We start from the raw sequence: 17,696 nt of genomic DNA, 5'->3' as shown, positions 1-17,696 counted from the left end.
CTCCCTCCCCCTTGTGGGGAGGGATAAAGGGTGGGGGTCAATTCGGAGGACTCTTTGCTCAGCTCGGGCAGCGGCGCAGGATTTTCAAATCTGGCTAAATCTTCGGCCCCGATCGGCGGATGATGGCCGAGATGAGGGCTTTGAAGGCTGGGCGGGGCATGTCTTCGGGCAGGTGCAGCTTGCCGCCGATGAGCAACTCTGAGAGGCCGTGGACCATGGCCCAGGCGGCGATGACGTCTTCGCCGGCGGCGGGGTCGGTGGCGTAGTCGCGGCCGGTCATCGTCGCGACGTTGCCGGTGAGGACGGCGAAGGCACGGCCGCCGGCTTCGGCGAGCGGTGGGGATTCGTGGTCGGGACGGCGCGAGCCGAACATCAGGTGGAAGAGTGCCGGGTTGGCGCAGGCGAAGTCGACGTAGCCGACACCCGATGCGACGAATTTCTCCATCATGTCGCCGTCCACGGCGTCCATCGCTTCCGCCATCGAGGCATTGAGGCGGTCGAAACCCTCGGCGGCCAAGGCGGACAGGAGCGCGTCGGCATCCTTGAAATGGTGGGCGGGGGCCGCGTGCGAGACGCCGGCGCGCTTGGCGCAGCCGCGCAGCGAAAAGCCCTCCAGACCCTTCTCGATCAGTTCGGCTTCGGCCGCGGCGATCAGCGTCTGGCGCAGATCGCCATGGTGGTAGGTCTTGCGGGGTGCGGCGGTGGGCAAATCGGTCTCCAGCATTGCCCCTTCTAAATGGCCTCGATTTTCGATGTTGACAATGGAAAGATTTCTGGCAGCATTCAATCTTGACGCTGTCAAGGAGCGGCGTGGCCGCCAGACGGGGAAGGGGAAATGCCGATGAGTGCCGATTTGATCTTCCAATATGCCACGCTGATCGCGGTCGCCGGATGGGCGACACTCTTGATCAGTCCCTTGATCCCGCGCCTCAGCGACCTCGCTGCCGCCTATGCGATGCCGGCGCTGATCTCCATCGCCTATGCCGGGCTGATCCTCGCCTTCTGGACGCGGGCGGAGGGCGGGTTCGGGTCGCTGGACGAGGTGGCGCAACTCTTCCAGACGCGCGAATTGCTGCTTGCCGGCTGGCTGCATTACCTTGCCTTCGACCTTTTCGTCGGCGCTTGGATCGTGCGTCGGGGCCGGGCGGATGGAGTTCCGTTCTGGCTCGTGCTGCCCTGCCTGCCGCTGACCTTCCTGTTCGGACCGGCGGGCTATCTCGCCTTCGTCGCCATCCGCGCCGTGCTGCTTCAGGTCCGCGCCGCGCCCGCCATCGGGGGACGCTGACCATGACAACGCTCGCACTCGACCATGCGCCCGTCCGGCCGATGTCCCTGAACCGCATATTCGGTTCGGAGCGCGCGCTCGCCGCGCTCGGGTTCCTGCTTCTGGCGCTTCTGCTGCCGACGCTTTTCGCGGGCATCGTCGACGGCCGGCTGACCAACGACGTTTCGGTCTGGTCGAAGCCGGTGAAGTTCCAGTTCGCGCTGGCGGTCTATGCCCTGACGCTGGCCTTCTTCGCGCGCTGGCTGCCGGCGGGTACGCAGGACAAGCGCTGGTATCGCATCTATATCGGTGCGGTGATCGGCGCGATCCTGCTCGAGACGATCTGGCTGATGGGCGCGGCCGCGAATGGGGTGCCGGCGCATTTCAACAAGTCGCCGGCGGGCGAGGCGATCTACATGTCGATGGGCGCGCTCGCCGTCGTGCTGACCTCGGCCAGCGCCGTCTATGCCTGGCAGATCGCAAAGAACCGCGAGACCGGCCTGCCACCGGTGGTCAAGGAGAGCATCGTCGCCGGGCTGGCACTCGTCCTGCCGCTGACGGTGATCACCGCCGGAACGATGAGCGCATTCGACGGGCACTGGGTCGGCGGTATGCGGTCCGACGCTGCCGGGCTCGCGATCTTCGGCTGGGCGCGGGATGGCGGCGATCTGCGCGTGGCGCATTTCTTCTCCACCCATGCGATGCACTTCCTGCCCGTCGTCGGTCTCGCCTCGCTCGCGATCTTCGGGCGCGAGGAGCGGCGGCCGATCCGGATCGCGACGATCCTCTTCGTCGCGCTGGTGGCGTTTACCTTCGTCCAGGCGCTGTCCGGCAGGCCGTTCCTTGCATTCATGGGTTAGGGCGACCGCATTTTCTATGGCGCATCGGAATGATCCAAGAACCGGGCTTCACTTTTCGGTCCGATGCGGGAGTTAACCTTCGGTTAAGCTTCGTATCGCATTCTTAACGAACGAATCGGGTTGTTCCTCCTCCTCCCAAGCACCGATTCCAAACTCAGGCGGCCGCGAATGGCCGCCTTCCTTTGTGTCCTGCCCTTGCGCGCCCGCCGGGCTTCTGCGATCCGTCTGTCAACGGAGATGGGGGACACGACATGCAGGACAAATTCGCACTCGTCACAGGCGCAGGCTCGGGCATCGGCCAGGCTGTCGCCACTGCGCTCGTGCATGCCGGCTGGCATACGGTGTTCACCGGGCGCCGGCAGGAGAAGCTCGACGAGGCGGTGGCGGCGATCGGGCAGGCGCCGGCACGTGGGCTGGCGATCGCCTGCGACGTGTCGCGCGCCGAGCAGGTCGAAAAGCTGTTCGAGCGCATCGAGGAAGAATTCGGCCGGCTCGACCTTCTCTTCAACAATGCCGGCATGGGCTACAAGTCGACGACCATCGACGAGATTCCGGTCGAGGTCTGGCACGACGTCGTCGACGTCAATCTGACCGGCTCGTTCCTGTGCGCGCGCTCGGCCTTCGGCCTGATGCGCCGGCAAAGCCCGATGGGCGGGCGGATCATCAACAATGGCTCGATCTCGGCCTATGCGCCGCGTCCGGGCTCGGTGCCCTATACGGCGACCAAGCACGCGATCACCGGCCTGACCAAGACGCTGGCGCTGGACGGCCGGCCGTTCGACATTGCCTGCGGGCAGATCGACATCGGAAACGCGTTTACCGAAATGGCGGCGCCGATGGCCAAGGGCGTGCCGCAGGCCAATGGCGAGATCGCGCCCGAGGCGGTAATGGATGTCGGCCATGTCGCCGACGCGGTGCTGCACATGGCGAGCCTTCCCCTCGAGGCCAATGTGCTGTTCATGAACGTGATGGCGACCAAGATGCCGTTCGTCGGGCGCGGATAAATTTTCTGGCGGCCGGACCAATGCGCGCGATGCGGCGTTGGAAGGCGAGTTCGGGGTGCATGAGGGGACGATGGCGGATCTGTTTGCCGGTTACGAGGCGCTCGTCGCGCTGGGGCTGGTCGTGGCGCTGTTCGCCATGTTCATCTGGGAGAAATATCCGGCCGATGTGACGGCCGCTGCCGGGGCCGCGATTTTCATCCTGCTCGGCTTTGTGCAGAGCGACCAGGCGATGGCGGTGTTTTCCAATTCCGCTCCGCTCACCATCGGTGCCATGTTCGTGCTTTCGGGCGCGCTGGTGCGTACCGGCGTGCTGGAGAGCGTCGCCGGAATGGTGCTGGAACGCGCCAAGAAGCATCCGATGCTGGCGCTGGGCTTCTTTCTGTTTGCCACGCTTGCGGCATCCGCCTTCATGAACAACACGCCCGTCGTGCTGGTGCTGATCCCGATCGTCATCCGGCTCGCGGGAGCCCTCGACATCGCCTCGACGCGGCTCCTGATCCCCATCTCCTACGCCGCGATCCTCGGCGGCACGCTGACGCTGATCGGCACCTCGACGAACCTGCTCGTCGACGGCGTCGCGCGCGAGCAGGGGCTCGAACCGTTTTCGATCTTCGAGATCACGCCGGTCGGCATCGTCGCCGCACTGACAGGCGTGGCGACGATGCTCGTCCTCGGACGGTTCCTGCTGCCCGACAGGCGCGAGGAGGGCGGCGAGGCGATGGACGCGGAGGAAACGGAGTATCTTTCCGAAGTGACGGTGCTCGTGGACGGCCCCTATACCGAAAAGCCGATCAAGGAGATCGCCGACTTCAAGCAGCCGGGGCTGCGCATCACCGGCGTGCGCTCGGAGGGGCGAACCATTCGAAAGGATGTCGGCGACATCGTCCTGAAGAAGAACGATGCGATCATCATCGTCGCGAAATCCTCCGAACTGCTGACGCTGAGCGAAAAGGAGGGGCTGCGGATCGGCCAGCGGCGCGGCGCGGTGCGCGAGGGAGACCAGATCGCGGTCGAGGCCGTCGTGGCGCCGGGGCGCTACAGCCAGGGCACGCGCCTTTCCAGCCTGTCGCTCGGGCGTCGCTTCGGCGTGCGCATCCTTGGCGTTCACAGGCACCGCCACGTGCCGGGTCCCGACCTCGGCAGCGTGATGCTGCGGCCGGCCGACCGGCTCTTGCTGGAGGGGACATCCGAGGGGCTCGACGAATTGTCCGACCAGAGCGACCTCGTCTCGGTGACGCGCTCGACCGCGCGCGCATTCCGGCGCACCAAGGCGCCGCTGGCGCTTCTGGCGCTGGGGCTCGTCGTCGTGCTCGCCGCATTCGACGTGATGGATATCGGCATTCTGGCGATGATCGCCGTCGCCGCCATTCTGGTCTTGCGCTGCATCGACGCCGACGAGGCCTGGGGCTCGATCGACGGCGCGATCCTGATCCTGATCTTCTCGATGTTGATCGTCGGCCAAGGGCTGCAGAACACCGGCGCGGTGACGTTGATCGTCGAGACGCTGACGCCCTTGATGACGACGGTGACGCCGTTCGTCCTGCTGCTGATGGTCTATGCGCTTGCCTCGACGCTGACCGAATGCGTGACCAACAACGCCGTTGCCGTGCTGGTGACGCCGATCGTCATCGGGCTCGGGCAGCAACTCGGCGTCGAGCCGCGCGCGCTGGTCGTCGCGGTCATGTTCGGCGCGAGCGCGAGCTTTGCCACGCCCATCGGTTACCAGACCAACACGCTGGTCTATGGCGCGGGAAATTATCGCTTCTCGGACTTCGTCAAGATCGGCCTGCCGATGAACGTCATCGTCGGCATCGCGACGTGTTTCGCGATCAGTTGGTATTACGGCCTTTGAGGAAGGCTGAAACCCGCTCGAGTGCGCGCAGGATGTTCTCTTCGGAATTGGCGTAGGAGAGGCGGATGTAGCCTTCGCCGAGCGTGCCGAAATCCGGCCCGCCGATGAGAGCGACGCCGGTTTCTTCCAGAAGCGCGGAGGCGAGCTTCTTCGCCTTCCAGCCGGTCTGCGAGATGTTGGGGAAGGCATAGAACGCGCCTTTCGGCACGATGCAGGAAATGCCGTCGATGGCGTTGAGGCCGTCGACCACGATTTTCCGGCGCCGGTCGAAGGCGCGCATCATCGTGGCCACCTCGTCCTGCGGGCCGTCGATGGCGGCGATGCCGGCATATTGCGACGGCGCGTTGACGCAGGACCAGCAATTGACGGCGAGCTTGCGCACCTTGCCATAGAGCGAATCCGGCCAGATCGACCAGCCCATGCGCCAGCCGGTCATCGCCCAGGTTTTCGACCAGCCGTTGAGGACGATCAGCCGTTCGCGGATTTCCGGGAATTGGAGCAGCGACGTCGCGGTCTCGCCGTCATAGGTCATGACGTCGTAGATCTCGTCGGACATGATGGCGACATGCGGATGGTCGGCGAGGCCGGCGACGAGCTTCTCGATCTCGGCGCGCGGGGTTACGCCGCCGGTCGGGTTGGCGGGGGAGTTGAGGATCAGGAGCCGCGTTTGGGGTGTGATCAGCGACAGCGTTTCCTCGGCGGAAAAGGCGAAGCCGTTTTCCTCGCGGATCGGGACCGGGACCGCTTTCGCGCCGGTGAAATCGATCATCGACTTGTAGATGGGAAAGCCCGGATCGGGGTAGAGGATTTCCGTTCCCGGCTCGCCGAACATCAGGATCGCGGCAAACATTGTCGGCTTGCCGCCGGGCATGATCATCACGCTTTCGGGCGAGATCTCGACGCCGGTGGTGGCGAGCGTGCGGCGGGCGACGGCTTCGCGGGTGGCCAGAAGGCCGGTTGCCGGCGTGTAGCCATGATGGCCGTCGCGCAGGGCCTTGATGGCGGCTTCGACGATGTGGTCGGGCGTGCGGAAATCGGGCTGGCCGATGCCCAGATTGACGATGTCCTTGCCGGACTGCGCGAGTTCGGTCGCGCGGGCCAGAACGGCGAAGGCGTTTTCCTCGCCGATGCGGTCGAAAGCGGAAATCGTCTGGAGCATATGTTGGCCAAGCCTCCCGTCTTGCAGATCGGGCTCGTTTGTGGGAGCGCTGGACGACAATGTCAAACGGGAGAGACGCATGGCGCAGGAGTTGAGCGGGTGGACGGCGCGGCCGATGCCGCCGCGCCAGGCCCATGACGGGCGCTATGTGCGGCTGGAGCCGCTCAATGCCGACGATCATGGCGACCAGCTCTTCGCGGCCAAGAGCGTGCCGGACGCGGGTGAGCGCATGCGCTATCTCTCCGACACGCCGCCGGCCGATCGGGCCGCGCTGCAGCCCTGGCTCGACCGGTTCCAGGCCTCGCCCGACCCGATGTTCTTCGCCTGCGTCGACAAGGCGGACGGGCGCGCCAAGGGGCGCATGGCGCTGATGCGGATCGACCGGGCGAACGGGGTGGCGGAAGTCGGCCACATCTATTGGGGGCCGGACATGGCCAAGAGCCGGATGGCGACCGAGACCATCTATCTTCTCGCGCGCCATCTCTTCGACGAGCTCGGCTATCGCCGCTTCGAATGGAAGTGCAACGACCGCAACGTGGCATCGCGCCGCGCAGCGCGCCGCTTCGGCTTCGACTATGAAGGCGTCTTTCGCCAGCACATGGTGATCAAGGGCGAGAGCCGCGACACGGCCTGGTATGCGATGCTCGACGGCGACTGGCCGGCACGGCGCGCGGCCTTCGAGGCGTGGCTCGACGAGGACAATTTCGACCGCGACGGCCGGCAGAAAAAGAAGCTGGAAGACTTCGCGGCAGCAAAGAGCGAATGATGGACCGGGATACCAGGAATTCTGCGATAGCGGCGGCGATCATTCTCGCCTGCGTGGCGTTCGTCGCCTATTTCATGCCGGCGATCATGCTGGCGGCGATCGAGATTTCGCCGTGGCTGGCAGGCGCGGTGGCGGCGCTGTTTCTGGTGGCGTTCTTCATGATCTTCTGGGTGCGCGGGCGGATGAAGCGGTAGTCTCGGGCGTATGCGTGGTGGAGGGGAAGAGGCCTGGATTCCTGTGACAAGCACAGGAATGACGGCATCGGGGGAAGTGCCGGTCACTGACAGTTCAGAATTGGCATGACGTTCATGCCTCCGTCATTCCTGTGCTTGTCACAGGAATCCAGGCCTCGCCATCGACGTTACGGGATGACGCCTGACGATCAGACGCTCAAGCTCGCCGTGAGCAGCGTGACGCCGAGCAGGAACACGAAGGCGGCGCCGGCGATTTCGATGGTGGTGTGAACGCGGTTGCCGGTGCGGCCGTCGCCGGCGAAGGCGACCGCCCAGTTCTTCGCGAGGACGGCCATCGTGGCGAGGATCGAGACGGTGATCGCCGTGCCGATCGCCATGGCGAAGACCGAGAGGAAGCCGCCGAGCCACAGGCCGTTCAGGAAGGCGAAGGACAGGACGACGAGTGCGCCGGTGCAGGGGCGCATGCCGACGGCGACGATCGCCGCCCATGCCGTTTTCCAGTCGAAGCGGTCGCCCGACAGCATCGCCGGATCGGGCGCGTGGGAATGGCCGCAGGTCGAGCAGACCGCGTCGTGGCTCGCATGGGTGTGCTCATGCGCATGCGCGTGATCGTGGTGATGATCGTACGTGCAAGCCTGACCGTGGTGATGTTCGTGGCTGTGGGAATGATCGTGAACGGCAGCCGCTGCCGACAGGGCACGGACTGGGCGGCCCCAGATCAGGCCGGCGAGGGGCGGGCCGGCCTTCTTCCAAAGGAGCCAGGCGCCGAAGGCGGCGACGAGGGCGAAGCTGGCGATTTCGAGGAAGCGCGTCGCGTCGGTCATCGAGACGGCGGTGCCGCGCAGCATGAGATAGACCGCGCCCATCACGGCGATCGCGGTGACCGCCTGCAGCATGGCGGAGACGAACGAGAGCATGACGCCGCGGCGCAGCGCGACCTCGTTCGCCAGCATATAGGACGAGATGACGGCCTTGCCGTGGCCGGGGCCGGCGGCGTGGAAGATGCCGTAGGCGAAGGAGAGGCCGACGAGCAGCCAGACGCCGGAGCCGCCGTCGCGCATGGAGCGCAGCGCGCCGGTCAGCGAGCGATAGAAGTCCTGCTGCTGCGCGTTGATCCAGTTGAGCGTGCCGGCGAAGAGGCCGGTCGAGGGCGCCGCGACTTCCGCCGCGCCAATGCCGAGCGAACTTTGCGCGTGCGCGTGGCCGAGGAAATGCGTGGCGACGTAGACGAGCGCGACGGCGGTGAAGAAGACGCGCACGGTGCGCCTGGAAAGCTGCATCATCCGGCCGCTCCGCAGGAAATTTCGAGCCGGGTCGCGAAGAGTTTCGAATAGTCGACGCCGCCCGGCTCGGTGAAGAAGGCTTCGGTCAGCGATTGCTGGTTCATCGCCAGCGCCTCGTCCGGGTCCGGCCGCACGACTTCCTTGCTGCAGGCTTCGGGCATCGCGGCGACGACGAGGTTGGTGTCGTCGTAGAAATCGATCGCGGTGTAGAAGGTCGGATCGTAGACGCCGAAGTGGAGATTTCCGTCGAGCGCCAGTTCTTCCTTGGGGGTCGATTCGAACAGGATCAGGAGCTGCTGATCTTCCAGCGTCGCGACGATCCGCTCCGGCGGGTTCATCGCGATGTCCTTGCCGTTCGCCGTGACGAACTGGAAGTAGCCGAACTCGGCGAGCGATTCGAGGATGACCGAACCGACCATCTCGAGCTCTTCGGCGTCGAGCTTCAGATCCTTGTTCTGGTCGAACTCGAAGATGACGGTCGAGGAGAACAGGTCGTCGAAGCGCCAGACGTGGCGCAGCGCCTCGACCTTGTCGCCTTCGGTGGCGATTTCGAGCCTTGCTTCGGCGAAGACGTGCGGATGGGCGAAGGCCGGCGCCGTGCCGGCAGCCAGCGCGCAGGCGCCAAGCAGGAATGATCTGATGCGGATCGCCATCGTGCCCCTCGGTGATTTGCACGGGGAGACTCTAGCAGAATCGCGGCAAGATTTGGGAGCGTATTCTCAGCCGCGCTCGTGCTCCTTGAACCATTGCGCGAGAAAGTCGACGAAAACGCGGATCTTGGCCGGCAGGTAGCGGCGATGTGGGTAGACGGCGAAGATGCCGCCATTTTGCGGCCTGAAATCGTCGAGCACGGAGACGAGTTCGCCGCTCTCCAGCGCAGGGGCCGCAATGAAATCGGGCAGCGGCGCGAAGCCGAGGCCGGCGCAGGCGGCGGCGCGCGTCGTCAGCGGGCTGTTGACTTCGATCGGGCCGGAGACCGGCACGCTCATCATCTCGCCATTCTCGCGCTGGAACTGCCAGTTGGAAAGCCAGCGGCCATTGGTGTCGATGATGCAGGGCAGCTTGGCGAGGTCCTGCGGCTGCTTCGGCGTGCCGACGCGGGCGATGAGTTCGGGCGAGCCGCAGACGCGCACGCTGAAGGGCGAGAGCCGCCGCGCGATCATCGAGGAATCGGCAAGCCGGGTGATGCGGATCGCGAGGTCGAAGCCTTCCTCGACGAGGTCGACGAAGCGGTCGTCGAGGTGGATTTCGAGCGTGATGTCGGGATGGGCGGCGGCGAAGTCCACCAGCGAGCGGCCGATCGGCGCGTCGCCGAAGGTGCGCGGCGCGGTGAGCTTGATGCGGCCCTTCACGTCGCCGGAGGATTCGCGCACGCTTTCGGCGAGGCTGTCGATCTCGCGCACCAGTTCGGAAGCACGCTTGAAATAGGTGTGGCCGGCTTCCGTCAGCGAGAACTGCCGGGTGGTGCGGTTGAGGAGCAGCGCGCCGAGTTCGTCTTCCAACTCGCGGACATACTTCGACAAAAGAGCCTTGGAGCGGCCGATCTTGCGCGCGGCGGCAGAAAAACCCTCCGCCTCCACCACGTCGATGAAGGCGCGCATGCGGGTGAGGGTGTCCATCAGGGAATGTTCCTTGCAATGCGGATGCGGGCGCCCCCTCCGGCGCTTCGCGCCACCTCCCCCGTAAACAGGGGAGGACCCACCGTTGGGGACGGGCGCGACGTCGATCCTCCCCTGCAAAGCGGGGGAGGGGGACCGCCAAAGGCGGTGGAGGGGGCGCGGAGGCCGAGCACGATGTCAATTCGCCATGATGCGGGTGGCGAGCGCGACGAGCGTGCGGTCGAAGTTGCGCGGGCCGATGAGCGAGATGCCGAAGGGCGCACAGTGGACCGTGCCGAGCGGGATGGTGATCTGCGGCAGGCCGGAGAGGCCGGAGAGGCAGAGGAGCCGGAGTGCGCGCTCGCGATAATCGAGGAGCTCGTCGCCGCTGGCCGCGCTTCTCGGCGCTGCGCCAGGCATGGTCGGCAGGACCAGGACACCGTCCGCACCGAGCAGCGCTTCGAGTTCGGCGCGCAATTCGGTGCGCTTCTTCGTCTCGTCGACGGCGACCTCGCATCCGAGCGTTTTGCCGAACTCGAACCGAGCGCGCACGGCGGGGTCCATGTTCTGCGTCTTCGAAACGAAGTCGCTGTGGACGGCCCAGGCCTCGTAGGCCTGGATGCGGCGGAACATCCAGTAGAGATCGTCGATGGAGAAGGAGAGGGCGGGGGCCTCTTGCGCGGCGCCGATGGCGGATTCGACGATTGCCACCATGCGGGCATATTCGGCGGCTTCGTCGGGGCCGAGCACGAGCGCGTCGAAGGCGGAAAGGCGCAGCGGGCGGACGGCCGGTAGCGCCGCGGGCGCTTCGCCCAGCATCACGTCCGCAACCTTCTCATAGGTCGCCGCGTCCTTCGCGTACCAGCCGAAGACATCGAGGCTGGGGGCGAGCGGCATGGCACTTTCGAGCGAAAGCCGACCGTGCGTGGCGCGCAGGCCGATCAGGCCGCAGAAGCTCGCCGGGCCGCGCACGGAGCCGCCGGTGTCCGACGCCGTCGCGATGTCGCAAAGGCCGCCGGCGACGGCAGCGGCGGAGCCGGAGGACGAGCCACCGGTGACGCGGTCGCGCGCCCTCGGATTGACCGGGTGGGGGAAGTGGACGTTCTGGCCCATCAGCGAGAAGGTCAGTTCCTCGGTCTGCGTCTTGCCGAGATAGGTCGCGCCGGCATCGAGCAGTTTTTGCACCGAAGGGGCGGTGGTCGTCGCGATCTTCGAGGCGCCGGGAAATTCGGGATTGCCGCCGCCCGTCGGGTGGCCTGCGACGTCGAAGATGTCCTTGACGCCCAGCGTCAGCCCGGCGAGCGGGCCTGTCGCGGCGTGGGGAACTTCGATTTGCGGATAGTCGAGAAAGGCGTTCAGGTCGTCGCGTGTCGAGGTCATCGTTCAGTCTCGTTTGACGTTAACCGCAAGGTCGTTCAGTGCGCCCGGTTTTTCAAGGCGGGTGCAATTTTTCATTGAACGAATCATCGTTTCTGCCTATATCCGCGCTTGCCCAAAGTCGCACGTGCCTGTGGGTGTCCGCCGACCCTCGAATGGTGAGGGAACCGGTAAGGTACCTGGAACTAACCCCTCCAGTCGGTCTGACGGCCAACCGCCAGTCCGAGGACATCTTGAAGCAACGACGGTGCGGGCCTTTCTGGTGTTTTCCCGGTTGTCCAAAGACCGGGGTACTCAAAGAGGCACACCCTCATTGCCGGCAGTGCGGAGGCATTCTCCAAAGCTGAGGCAGACAAAGCGAGCTTTCGCCCGAGATGGCGTTCGCTCACCGCCGCGTAAGCGCGTCACACGGTTCCGGTGTCTCCACCGGCTGGTTCCGTGTCGGCTGTCGCATACGCCCTTTGTCCACCGCCCGTCCGTGGCCGCGCGCCGAAGACGGGAGCAGCAAATAGCGGCATATGCCGCGATTGGAGACGAACATGGCCACGCAGCGCGTCCTCGATTTCCTCGCCACCCGCCGTCCCTCGGGCCCCTGCCTCGTCGTCGACCTCGACGTCGTCGCCGACAATTTCAATGCCTTCGAAAAGGCACTGCCCGAGAGCAAGATCTATTATGCCGTCAAGGCCAATCCGGCGCCGGAGATCCTGCGCCTGCTGGCCGGTCTCGGCTCGTCCTTCGACACCGCCTCGGTCGCAGAGATCGAGATGGCACTCGACGCCGGCGCGACGCCCGACCGCATCTCCTTCGGCAACACGATCAAGAAGGAGCGCGATGTCGCGCGCGCCCATGAGCTCGGCATCGACCTTTACGCCGTCGACAGCGTCGAGGAAGTGGAAAAGGTCGCCCGCGCCGCGCCCGGCGCGCGCGTGTTCTGCCGCGTCCTGACCGACGGCGAAGGCGCCGAGTGGCCGCTGTCGCGCAAGTTCGGCTGCGTGCCGGCCATGGCCGTCGACGTTCTGCGCCATGCCAACCGGCTCGGCCTTGCCGCCTATGGCGTGTCGTTCCATGTCGGCTCGCAGCAGACCGACCTCGGCGCCTGGGACAAGGCTCTCGGCGATGCCAAGGCCGTGTTCGCGCGCCTTGCCGAGGAAGGCATTCTCCTCAAGATGGTCAACATGGGCGGCGGTTTCCCGACCCGTTACCTCAAGGACGTGCCGACCGCGCAGGCCTATGGCCAGGCGATCTTCCAGTCGCTTTCGAAGCATTTCGGCAACCGCCTGCCCGAGACGATCATTGAGCCGGGCCGCGGCATGGTCGGCAATGCCGGCACCATCAAGTCGGAAGTCGTGCTGATCTCGAAGAAGGCCGACAACGACAATGTGCGCTGGGTCTTCCTCGACATCGGCAAGTTCGGCGGTCTCGCCGAGACGATGGACGAGGCGATCCGCTACCCGATCGTCACCGAGCGCGACGGCGACGAGAAGGCGCCCTGCGTGCTCGCCGGCCCGACCTGCGATTCGGCCGACGTGATGTACGAGAAGACGCCGTACCCGCTGCCGCTGACGCTGACGATCGGCGACGAAGTGCTGATCGAAGGCACCGGCGCCTACACCACGACCTACGCCTCGGTCGCTTTCAACGGCTTCGAGCCTCTGCGATCCTACGTGATCTGAAGCGGCTTCGGCAGCTTCGGATCATCCTGTCGGCGGGACACTGCCGGCAGGCTCGCTTGTGGAACAGACCTCCGCTCGTGAAGGATCGTGGAGATGGAATTTCGGACCCTTAATGTCAGCGTCGATTTGCGCGATTGGGTGATCTCCCCCCTTGCGGGGGAGATGGGTGGCAACCCAGAGGGGGGCGCTGTCCCGCTGCCCTCTCAACATGATCGTTTGTGCTCGACGTTGCCCCCCTCTGCCCTGCCGGGCATCTCCCCCGCAGGTGGGGAGATCACGCGCGTCACCGTTGTGGCGGAATCCGCCGCCGACATTTGCGCGCGCGACGCGTTGCTCGACCGGGCCATGGGGCCGCGGTGGAGGAAGAAGTCGTCGGAGAAGCTGCGCCGCGGGCGGTTGCCGGCCGAGGGGCTGGCGTTCGTTGCGCGCGATGTGGCGGGCCGGGTCGTCGGGACGGTGAGGTTGTGGGACGTGGCGTTCGGGGGTGAGGTCGCACTGCCGCTCATCGGGAAAGATGGCGCGAGGCTACCCCCACCCTTTATCCCTCCCCACAAGGGGGAGGGAGGGCATGCACGTTGCGCTCTTCCTTCCGGCAACAGCGGTGAAAGCGCAGGCGGGGCGTCGGCGATTCCCTCCCCCTTGTGGGGAGGGATAAAGGGTGGGGGTGGCCTCGCACCATCGCGTCCGATGAAGGCGCTTCTGCTCGGCCCGCTCGCGGTCGATCCGGGGGCGAAGTCGGGTGGGATCGGGTCGGCGCTGATGCGGCATGCGATCGACGAGGCGAAGCGGCTCGGGCATGGCGCGATCCTGCTCGTCGGGGACGCGGCGTATTACGAGCGGTTCGGGTTTTCGGCGCAGAAGACCGGCGAACTCGCCACGCCGGGCCCCTATGAGCGGCACCGGTTGCTGGGGCTGGAGCTTGCCGAAGGCGCGCTCGATGGCGCGCGGGGGACGCTGGTTGCGGCGGGACGCCGGGTGGCTCGCGAGCGGGTGCGCAAGGTCGCCTGACGCGGCCGTGGCAACAAAAAAGGCGGCTCGAGAGCCGCCTTTTTCATGTCCCGGGAGGAACGCGCTCAGATCAACTGGCTGAGCTGCATGGCGACGGACATGTCGCCCTCGACCTTGATCTTGCCGGTCATGAAGGCGGCGGTCGGGTTGAGTTCGCCGGCGATCAGCTCTTCGAAGTTTTCCTTCGAGATCTTGATCGTGCAGTCGGCCGGGGCGTCGGTGGTCGACACGTTCTGGCCGTCGATCACGATGACCTCGTCGCCCATGTCGAACTTGACCGAACGGTCGAAGCCGGAGGTGGCAACCTTGTCGCGCATCTTGGCGGCAATCGCTTCGGTGTCCATTTCGATACTCCTCTAGGAATGGCTGGATTGACCCGATGCGTAGCAGCCGATTGACGTTTACGTCAACGACAATCGGTGGCAGCGGTAGCCGTCTTGCAGGCGGGGGCAGTTATTGTTATCACGCATAACAATAATCGGGAGGACACCGATGCCGATCGTTTCGATGCCGGGCCTGCGCCCGGTCAACATGGGCGAACTGGCGGCCGAGATGAGCCGCGAGGGCCCGGGGGGCAGTATCATTCGGGTGCGCGCCAAGGCCGCCCTCGATCCTTATCCGCGCTCACTTGTCGATCGGCTGCGGCATTGGGCGCAAGTCGCGCCCGACCACGTCTTCCTTGCCGACCGTGGGCCGGATGGCGAATGGCGAAAGCTGACCTATGCCGAGGTTCTCGACAAGACCCGCGCGATCGCGCAGGCGCTGATCGAGCGTGACCTTTCGACTGAGCGGCCGGTCGTGATCCTGTCAGGCAATTCGATCGAGCATGGGCTGATGGCGCTCGGGGCGATGATGGCGGGGATCGCCTATGCGCCGGTGTCGCCGGCTTATTCGCTGGTCTCGAGCGACCATGCCAAGCTGAAGCACATCTTTTCCCTGCTGACGCCGGGACTGGTGTTCGCCGCCGATGGTGGGCCCTTCGCCAAGGCGCTCGATGCGGTGATGGCGCCGGACATGGAACTCGTCGTCGCGCGCGATGCGCCGGGTGGGCGGGACGCGATTTCGTTCGACGATCTCCTTCGCACCCCGCCGACAGATGCCGTCGAGGCGGCGGAGGCTGCGCTGACCGGCGATACGGTGGCGAAATTCCTGTTCACCTCTGGCTCGACCGGAATGCCGAAGGCGGTGATCAACACGCACCGTATGATGGCCTGCAACCAGGTGATGATCGCCACCGCGCTTGCCTTCCTGAAGGACAAGCCGCCGGTGATGGTGGACTGGCTTCCGTGGAACCATACCGCAGGTGGCAACCATAATTTCGGCATCGCGCTCCACAATGGCGGGACGCTTTACATCGATGACGGCAATCCGACGCCGGCGGGTATCCTGAAGACGGTGCGCAATCTCGAGGAGGTTGCGCCGACGCTCTATTTCAACGTTCCCAAAGGCTTCGAGATGCTCGCCGAGCATCTGTCGAAGAACGACAAGCTGCGCGAGACGTTTTTCTCGAAGGTCGAGCTTTTGCAATATGCCGGCGCGGGGCTCGCTCAGCATGTGTGGGACGCGCTGGAGCGGCTGGCGGTCCAGACCACCGGCCACAAGATCATGATCGTCACCGGCTACGGTTCGACGGAGACCGCGCCCTTCGCCTCGACGACGACTTGGCCCGTCGGCCGGCCGGGCGAGGTGGGGCTGCCGGCGCCGGGGCTGGAATTGAAGCTGATCCCGGACGGCGAAAAGCTGGAACTGCGGCTGAAGGGCCCGAGCATCACGCCGGGCTACTGGCGCCAGCCGGACAAGACGGCCGAGTGCTTCGACGAGGACGGGTTCTACAAGATCGGCGATGCGCTGAAATTCGTGGATGCGGACGACGTCAACAGGGGGTTCCTGTTCGACGGGCGCGTGTCGGAGGATTTCAAGCTGTCGACCGGGACGTGGGTGAACATGGCGGGCGTGCGCGCCGGTCTGATCTCGGCCTGCGCGCCCTATGTGCGCGACGTCGTGCTGACCGGGCTCAACGCCAACCATATCGGCGCGCTGCTGCTGCTGGACTTCGACGCCGCGCGCAAGCTCGACGCTTCGCTTGGCGGCGCGGACGAAAAGATGGTCGCGCACCATCCGGCCGTTCGCGCGGAAATCCAGAAGCGGCTCGACGCGCTGGCGGCCAAGTCGACGGGTAGCTCCAATCTCGTCGCCCGTGCGATCATCCTCGACACACTGCCCTCGATCGACAAGCATGAAGTGACCGACAAGGGCTCGATCAACCAGCGTGCCGTGATGGCCGCGCGCGAGGGTCTGGTCGACGATCTCTACGCCGAGCCATCGCCGGCCCACGTTCTCCTCGCCAACCGAAAGGCAGCCTCATGAGCCAGCATCGCGGACTTCGCTATTCCTTCGAGGATGCCTGGCTTTATGACGGCATCCGCACGCCCTTCGTCGACTATACGGGCGCTTTTGCCGAGGTGTCGCCGATCGATCTCGGCATCAAGGCCGCGCGGGCGGTGATCGAGAAGACGGGCATTTCGCCGGACGAGATCGACACGACGATTGCCGGTTCGATGGCGCAGGCCTCGTTCGACGCCTATATGACGCCGCGCCATATCGGGCTTTACGCCGGGGTGCCGGTCGATCGGCCGGCGCATCTCGTCCAGCGCATCTGCGGTACGGGGATCGAGGTGATCCTGCAGGCGGCCGACATGGTGGAGCAGGAACGGGCGGGCGTGGTGCTGTGCGCGGGCGCTGAATCCATGAGCCGCAATCCGGTCGCTGCCTACACGCACCGCAACGGCTTCAAAATGGGCCAGGTCGCTTTCAAGGATTTCCTCTGGGAAGCGCTGCTGGACCCGGCTTGTTCGTGCACCATGGGCGATACGGCGGAGAATCTGGCGCGGGACTACCAGATCACTCGCGAGGAGGTCGACCGCTTCGCCGAGCGCTCCTTCGCGCGCGCGGTGAAGGCGCAGGAGAGCGGATTTCTGGCCGGCGAGATTGTCGAAGTGATGAGCGAAACCTTCTCGGCCGACGGCTTCAACGATCGCTGGATTCGCCTGCCGCGCAAGGTCGAGGCGGTGACGGTGGATAGCCATATCCGCGTGTCGCCCTATGAGGCATTGGCGAAGATCCGGCCGGCTTTCGGCGGTGTGCAGACCGGCGGCAATTCGTCGGCCGTCGTCGACGGCGCAGCGGCCTCGCTGGTTGGCTCGAAGGCCCAGGCTGCAAAGAACGGCATCACGCCGATCGCGCGGATCATCGCCGGCGCAAGCGTCGGCGTGCCGCCGCACATCATGGGCATCGGACCGGTGCCGGCAATCCGCGCCGTTCTCGAAGAGGCCGGATTGACCCTCGACCAGATCGACCGGATCGAGATCAACGAGGCGTTCGGCGCGCAGATCATGGCGTGTATTCGCGAGCTTGGGCTCGACGAGGAGAAGACCAACGTCAATGGCGGCGCGATTGCGATCGGGCACCCGCTTGGGGCGACGGGGATTCGGATCACGACGACGGTGGCAAGGGAATTGCAGCGCTCGGGCGGGCGGTACGGGATTGCTTCGGCGTGTATCGGCGGCGGGCAGGGGATTGCGGTGCTGGTGGAGAATGTGGGGTAGCGTGGCGCTCTACGACACCCCCCTCTGTCCTGCCGGACATCTCCGCCTACACC

General features: G+C 65.6%; 16 protein-coding genes and 2 pseudogenes. 11 read left to right on the top strand and 7 right to left on the bottom strand.

Annotated features, from left to right (window positions below):
• Positions 1-94: 94 nt before the first annotated feature.
• Positions 95-724, bottom strand: a complete 630-nt coding sequence (locus tag ALII_RS0112985) for a TetR/AcrR family transcriptional regulator (RefSeq protein WP_024587739.1) — start codon at positions 722-724, stop codon at positions 95-97.
• Between the two features lie 117 nt (positions 725-841).
• Between ALII_RS0112985 and ALII_RS0112980 the strand changes: the two genes are divergently transcribed.
• The 4 genes from ALII_RS0112980 to ALII_RS0112965 all read left to right on the top strand — a co-directional run bounded on the left by ALII_RS0112980 (position 842) and on the right by ALII_RS0112965 (position 4,980).
• Positions 842-1,285, top strand: coding sequence for an ABA4-like family protein (locus tag ALII_RS0112980; RefSeq protein ID WP_024587738.1), 444 nt, complete (start codon positions 842-844; stop codon positions 1,283-1,285).
• A 2-nt stretch (positions 1,286-1,287) separates the two neighbouring features.
• Positions 1,288-2,124 (top strand): hypothetical protein, encoded by an 837-nt coding sequence (locus tag ALII_RS0112975; RefSeq protein ID WP_024587737.1) that lies wholly within the window; start codon positions 1,288-1,290, stop codon positions 2,122-2,124.
• Between the two features lie 251 nt (positions 2,125-2,375).
• Positions 2,376-3,128 carry an SDR family oxidoreductase gene (locus ALII_RS0112970; protein WP_024587736.1) on the top strand — a complete coding sequence of 251 codons (753 nt, stop codon included), beginning with the start codon at positions 2,376-2,378 and terminating at the stop codon, positions 3,126-3,128.
• A 70-nt stretch (positions 3,129-3,198) separates the two neighbouring features.
• Positions 3,199-4,980, top strand: coding sequence for an SLC13 family permease (locus tag ALII_RS0112965; RefSeq protein WP_024587735.1), 1,782 nt, complete (start codon positions 3,199-3,201; stop codon positions 4,978-4,980).
• Here ALII_RS0112965 and ALII_RS0112960 read toward each other — a convergent pair.
• Positions 4,958-6,139 (bottom strand): pyridoxal phosphate-dependent aminotransferase, encoded by a 1,182-nt coding sequence (locus tag ALII_RS0112960; protein ID WP_024587734.1) that lies wholly within the window; start codon positions 6,137-6,139, stop codon positions 4,958-4,960. The genes ALII_RS0112965 and ALII_RS0112960 overlap by 23 nt on opposite strands.
• A 79-nt stretch (positions 6,140-6,218) precedes the next feature.
• On the opposite strand from ALII_RS0112960, the gene ALII_RS0112955 reads away from it, so the two are divergent.
• Both ALII_RS0112955 and ALII_RS0112950 read left to right on the top strand, forming a co-directional pair.
• Positions 6,219-6,905 carry a GNAT family protein gene (locus ALII_RS0112955; protein ID WP_024587733.1) on the top strand — a complete coding sequence of 229 codons (687 nt, stop codon included), beginning with the start codon at positions 6,219-6,221 and terminating at the stop codon, positions 6,903-6,905.
• Entirely contained in the window at positions 6,905-7,099 is a 195-nt protein-coding gene (locus tag ALII_RS0112950) for a hypothetical protein (protein WP_029660503.1), read from the top strand. The genes ALII_RS0112955 and ALII_RS0112950 overlap by 1 nt, the downstream gene beginning before the upstream one ends.
• 188 nt (positions 7,100-7,287) lie before the next feature.
• Here the strand turns inward: ALII_RS0112950 and ALII_RS0112945 are convergent, their stop codons facing one another.
• The 4 genes from ALII_RS0112945 to ALII_RS0112930 form a co-directional block, all read right to left on the bottom strand.
• A complete protein-coding gene (locus ALII_RS0112945; protein ID WP_024587732.1) occupies positions 7,288-8,382 on the bottom strand; it encodes a nickel/cobalt transporter in 1,095 nt (364 codons plus the stop codon).
• On the bottom strand, positions 8,379-9,035 hold the full coding sequence (locus ALII_RS0112940) for a DUF1007 family protein (protein ID WP_024587731.1): 657 nt from the start codon (positions 9,033-9,035) through the stop codon (positions 8,379-8,381). Before ALII_RS0112940 ends, ALII_RS0112945 begins: the two co-directional genes overlap by 4 nt.
• 66 nt (positions 9,036-9,101) lie before the next feature.
• Complete coding sequence (locus ALII_RS0112935) at positions 9,102-10,001, bottom strand: LysR family transcriptional regulator (protein ID WP_024587730.1); 900 nt, start codon at positions 9,999-10,001, stop codon at positions 9,102-9,104.
• A 177-nt stretch (positions 10,002-10,178) separates the two neighbouring features.
• Positions 10,179-11,360: an amidase gene (locus ALII_RS0112930; RefSeq protein ID WP_024587729.1), complete on the bottom strand. Its 1,182-nt coding sequence runs from the start codon at positions 11,358-11,360 to the stop codon at positions 10,179-10,181.
• A 536-nt stretch (positions 11,361-11,896) separates the two neighbouring features.
• Between ALII_RS0112930 and odc2 the strand changes: the two genes are divergently transcribed.
• The 3 genes and pseudogenes from odc2 to ALII_RS23300 all read left to right on the top strand — a co-directional run.
• Positions 11,897-13,030, top strand: a complete 1,134-nt coding sequence (gene odc2, locus ALII_RS0112925) for an ornithine/lysine decarboxylase (protein ID WP_024587728.1) — start codon at positions 11,897-11,899, stop codon at positions 13,028-13,030.
• A gap of 243 nt (positions 13,031-13,273) precedes the next feature.
• Positions 13,274-13,504, top strand: a pseudogene (locus ALII_RS23305) (N-acetyltransferase); the annotation flags it as partial.
• Positions 13,505-13,723: 219 nt separating this feature from the next.
• Positions 13,724-14,038, top strand: a pseudogene (locus ALII_RS23300) (N-acetyltransferase); the annotation flags it as partial.
• Positions 14,039-14,103: 65 nt separating this feature from the next.
• Here ALII_RS23300 and ALII_RS0112915 read toward each other — a convergent pair.
• Positions 14,104-14,382 (bottom strand): SCP2 sterol-binding domain-containing protein, encoded by a 279-nt coding sequence (locus ALII_RS0112915; RefSeq protein WP_024587726.1) that lies wholly within the window; start codon positions 14,380-14,382, stop codon positions 14,104-14,106.
• 148 nt (positions 14,383-14,530) lie between these two features.
• On the opposite strand from ALII_RS0112915, the gene ALII_RS0112910 reads away from it, so the two are divergent.
• The gene (locus tag ALII_RS0112910; protein WP_024587725.1) at positions 14,531-16,405 is read left to right on the top strand and encodes a feruloyl-CoA synthase; all 1,875 of its coding nucleotides are present in this window, start codon (positions 14,531-14,533) and stop codon (positions 16,403-16,405) included.
• On the top strand, positions 16,402-17,643 hold the full coding sequence (locus tag ALII_RS0112905) for a thiolase family protein (RefSeq protein ID WP_024587724.1): 1,242 nt from the start codon (positions 16,402-16,404) through the stop codon (positions 17,641-17,643). The genes ALII_RS0112910 and ALII_RS0112905 overlap by 4 nt, the downstream gene beginning before the upstream one ends.
• Positions 17,644-17,696 lie beyond the last annotated feature (53 nt).

Origin of the sequence: Aliihoeflea sp. 2WW, assembly GCF_000497755.1 — a bacterium.
In the GTDB taxonomy this organism is placed as follows: domain Bacteria; phylum Pseudomonadota; class Alphaproteobacteria; order Rhizobiales; family Rhizobiaceae; genus Aliihoeflea.
The sequence above is the reverse complement of the archived record's forward strand: the minus strand, read 5'-3'. Positions and strand labels throughout refer to the sequence as shown.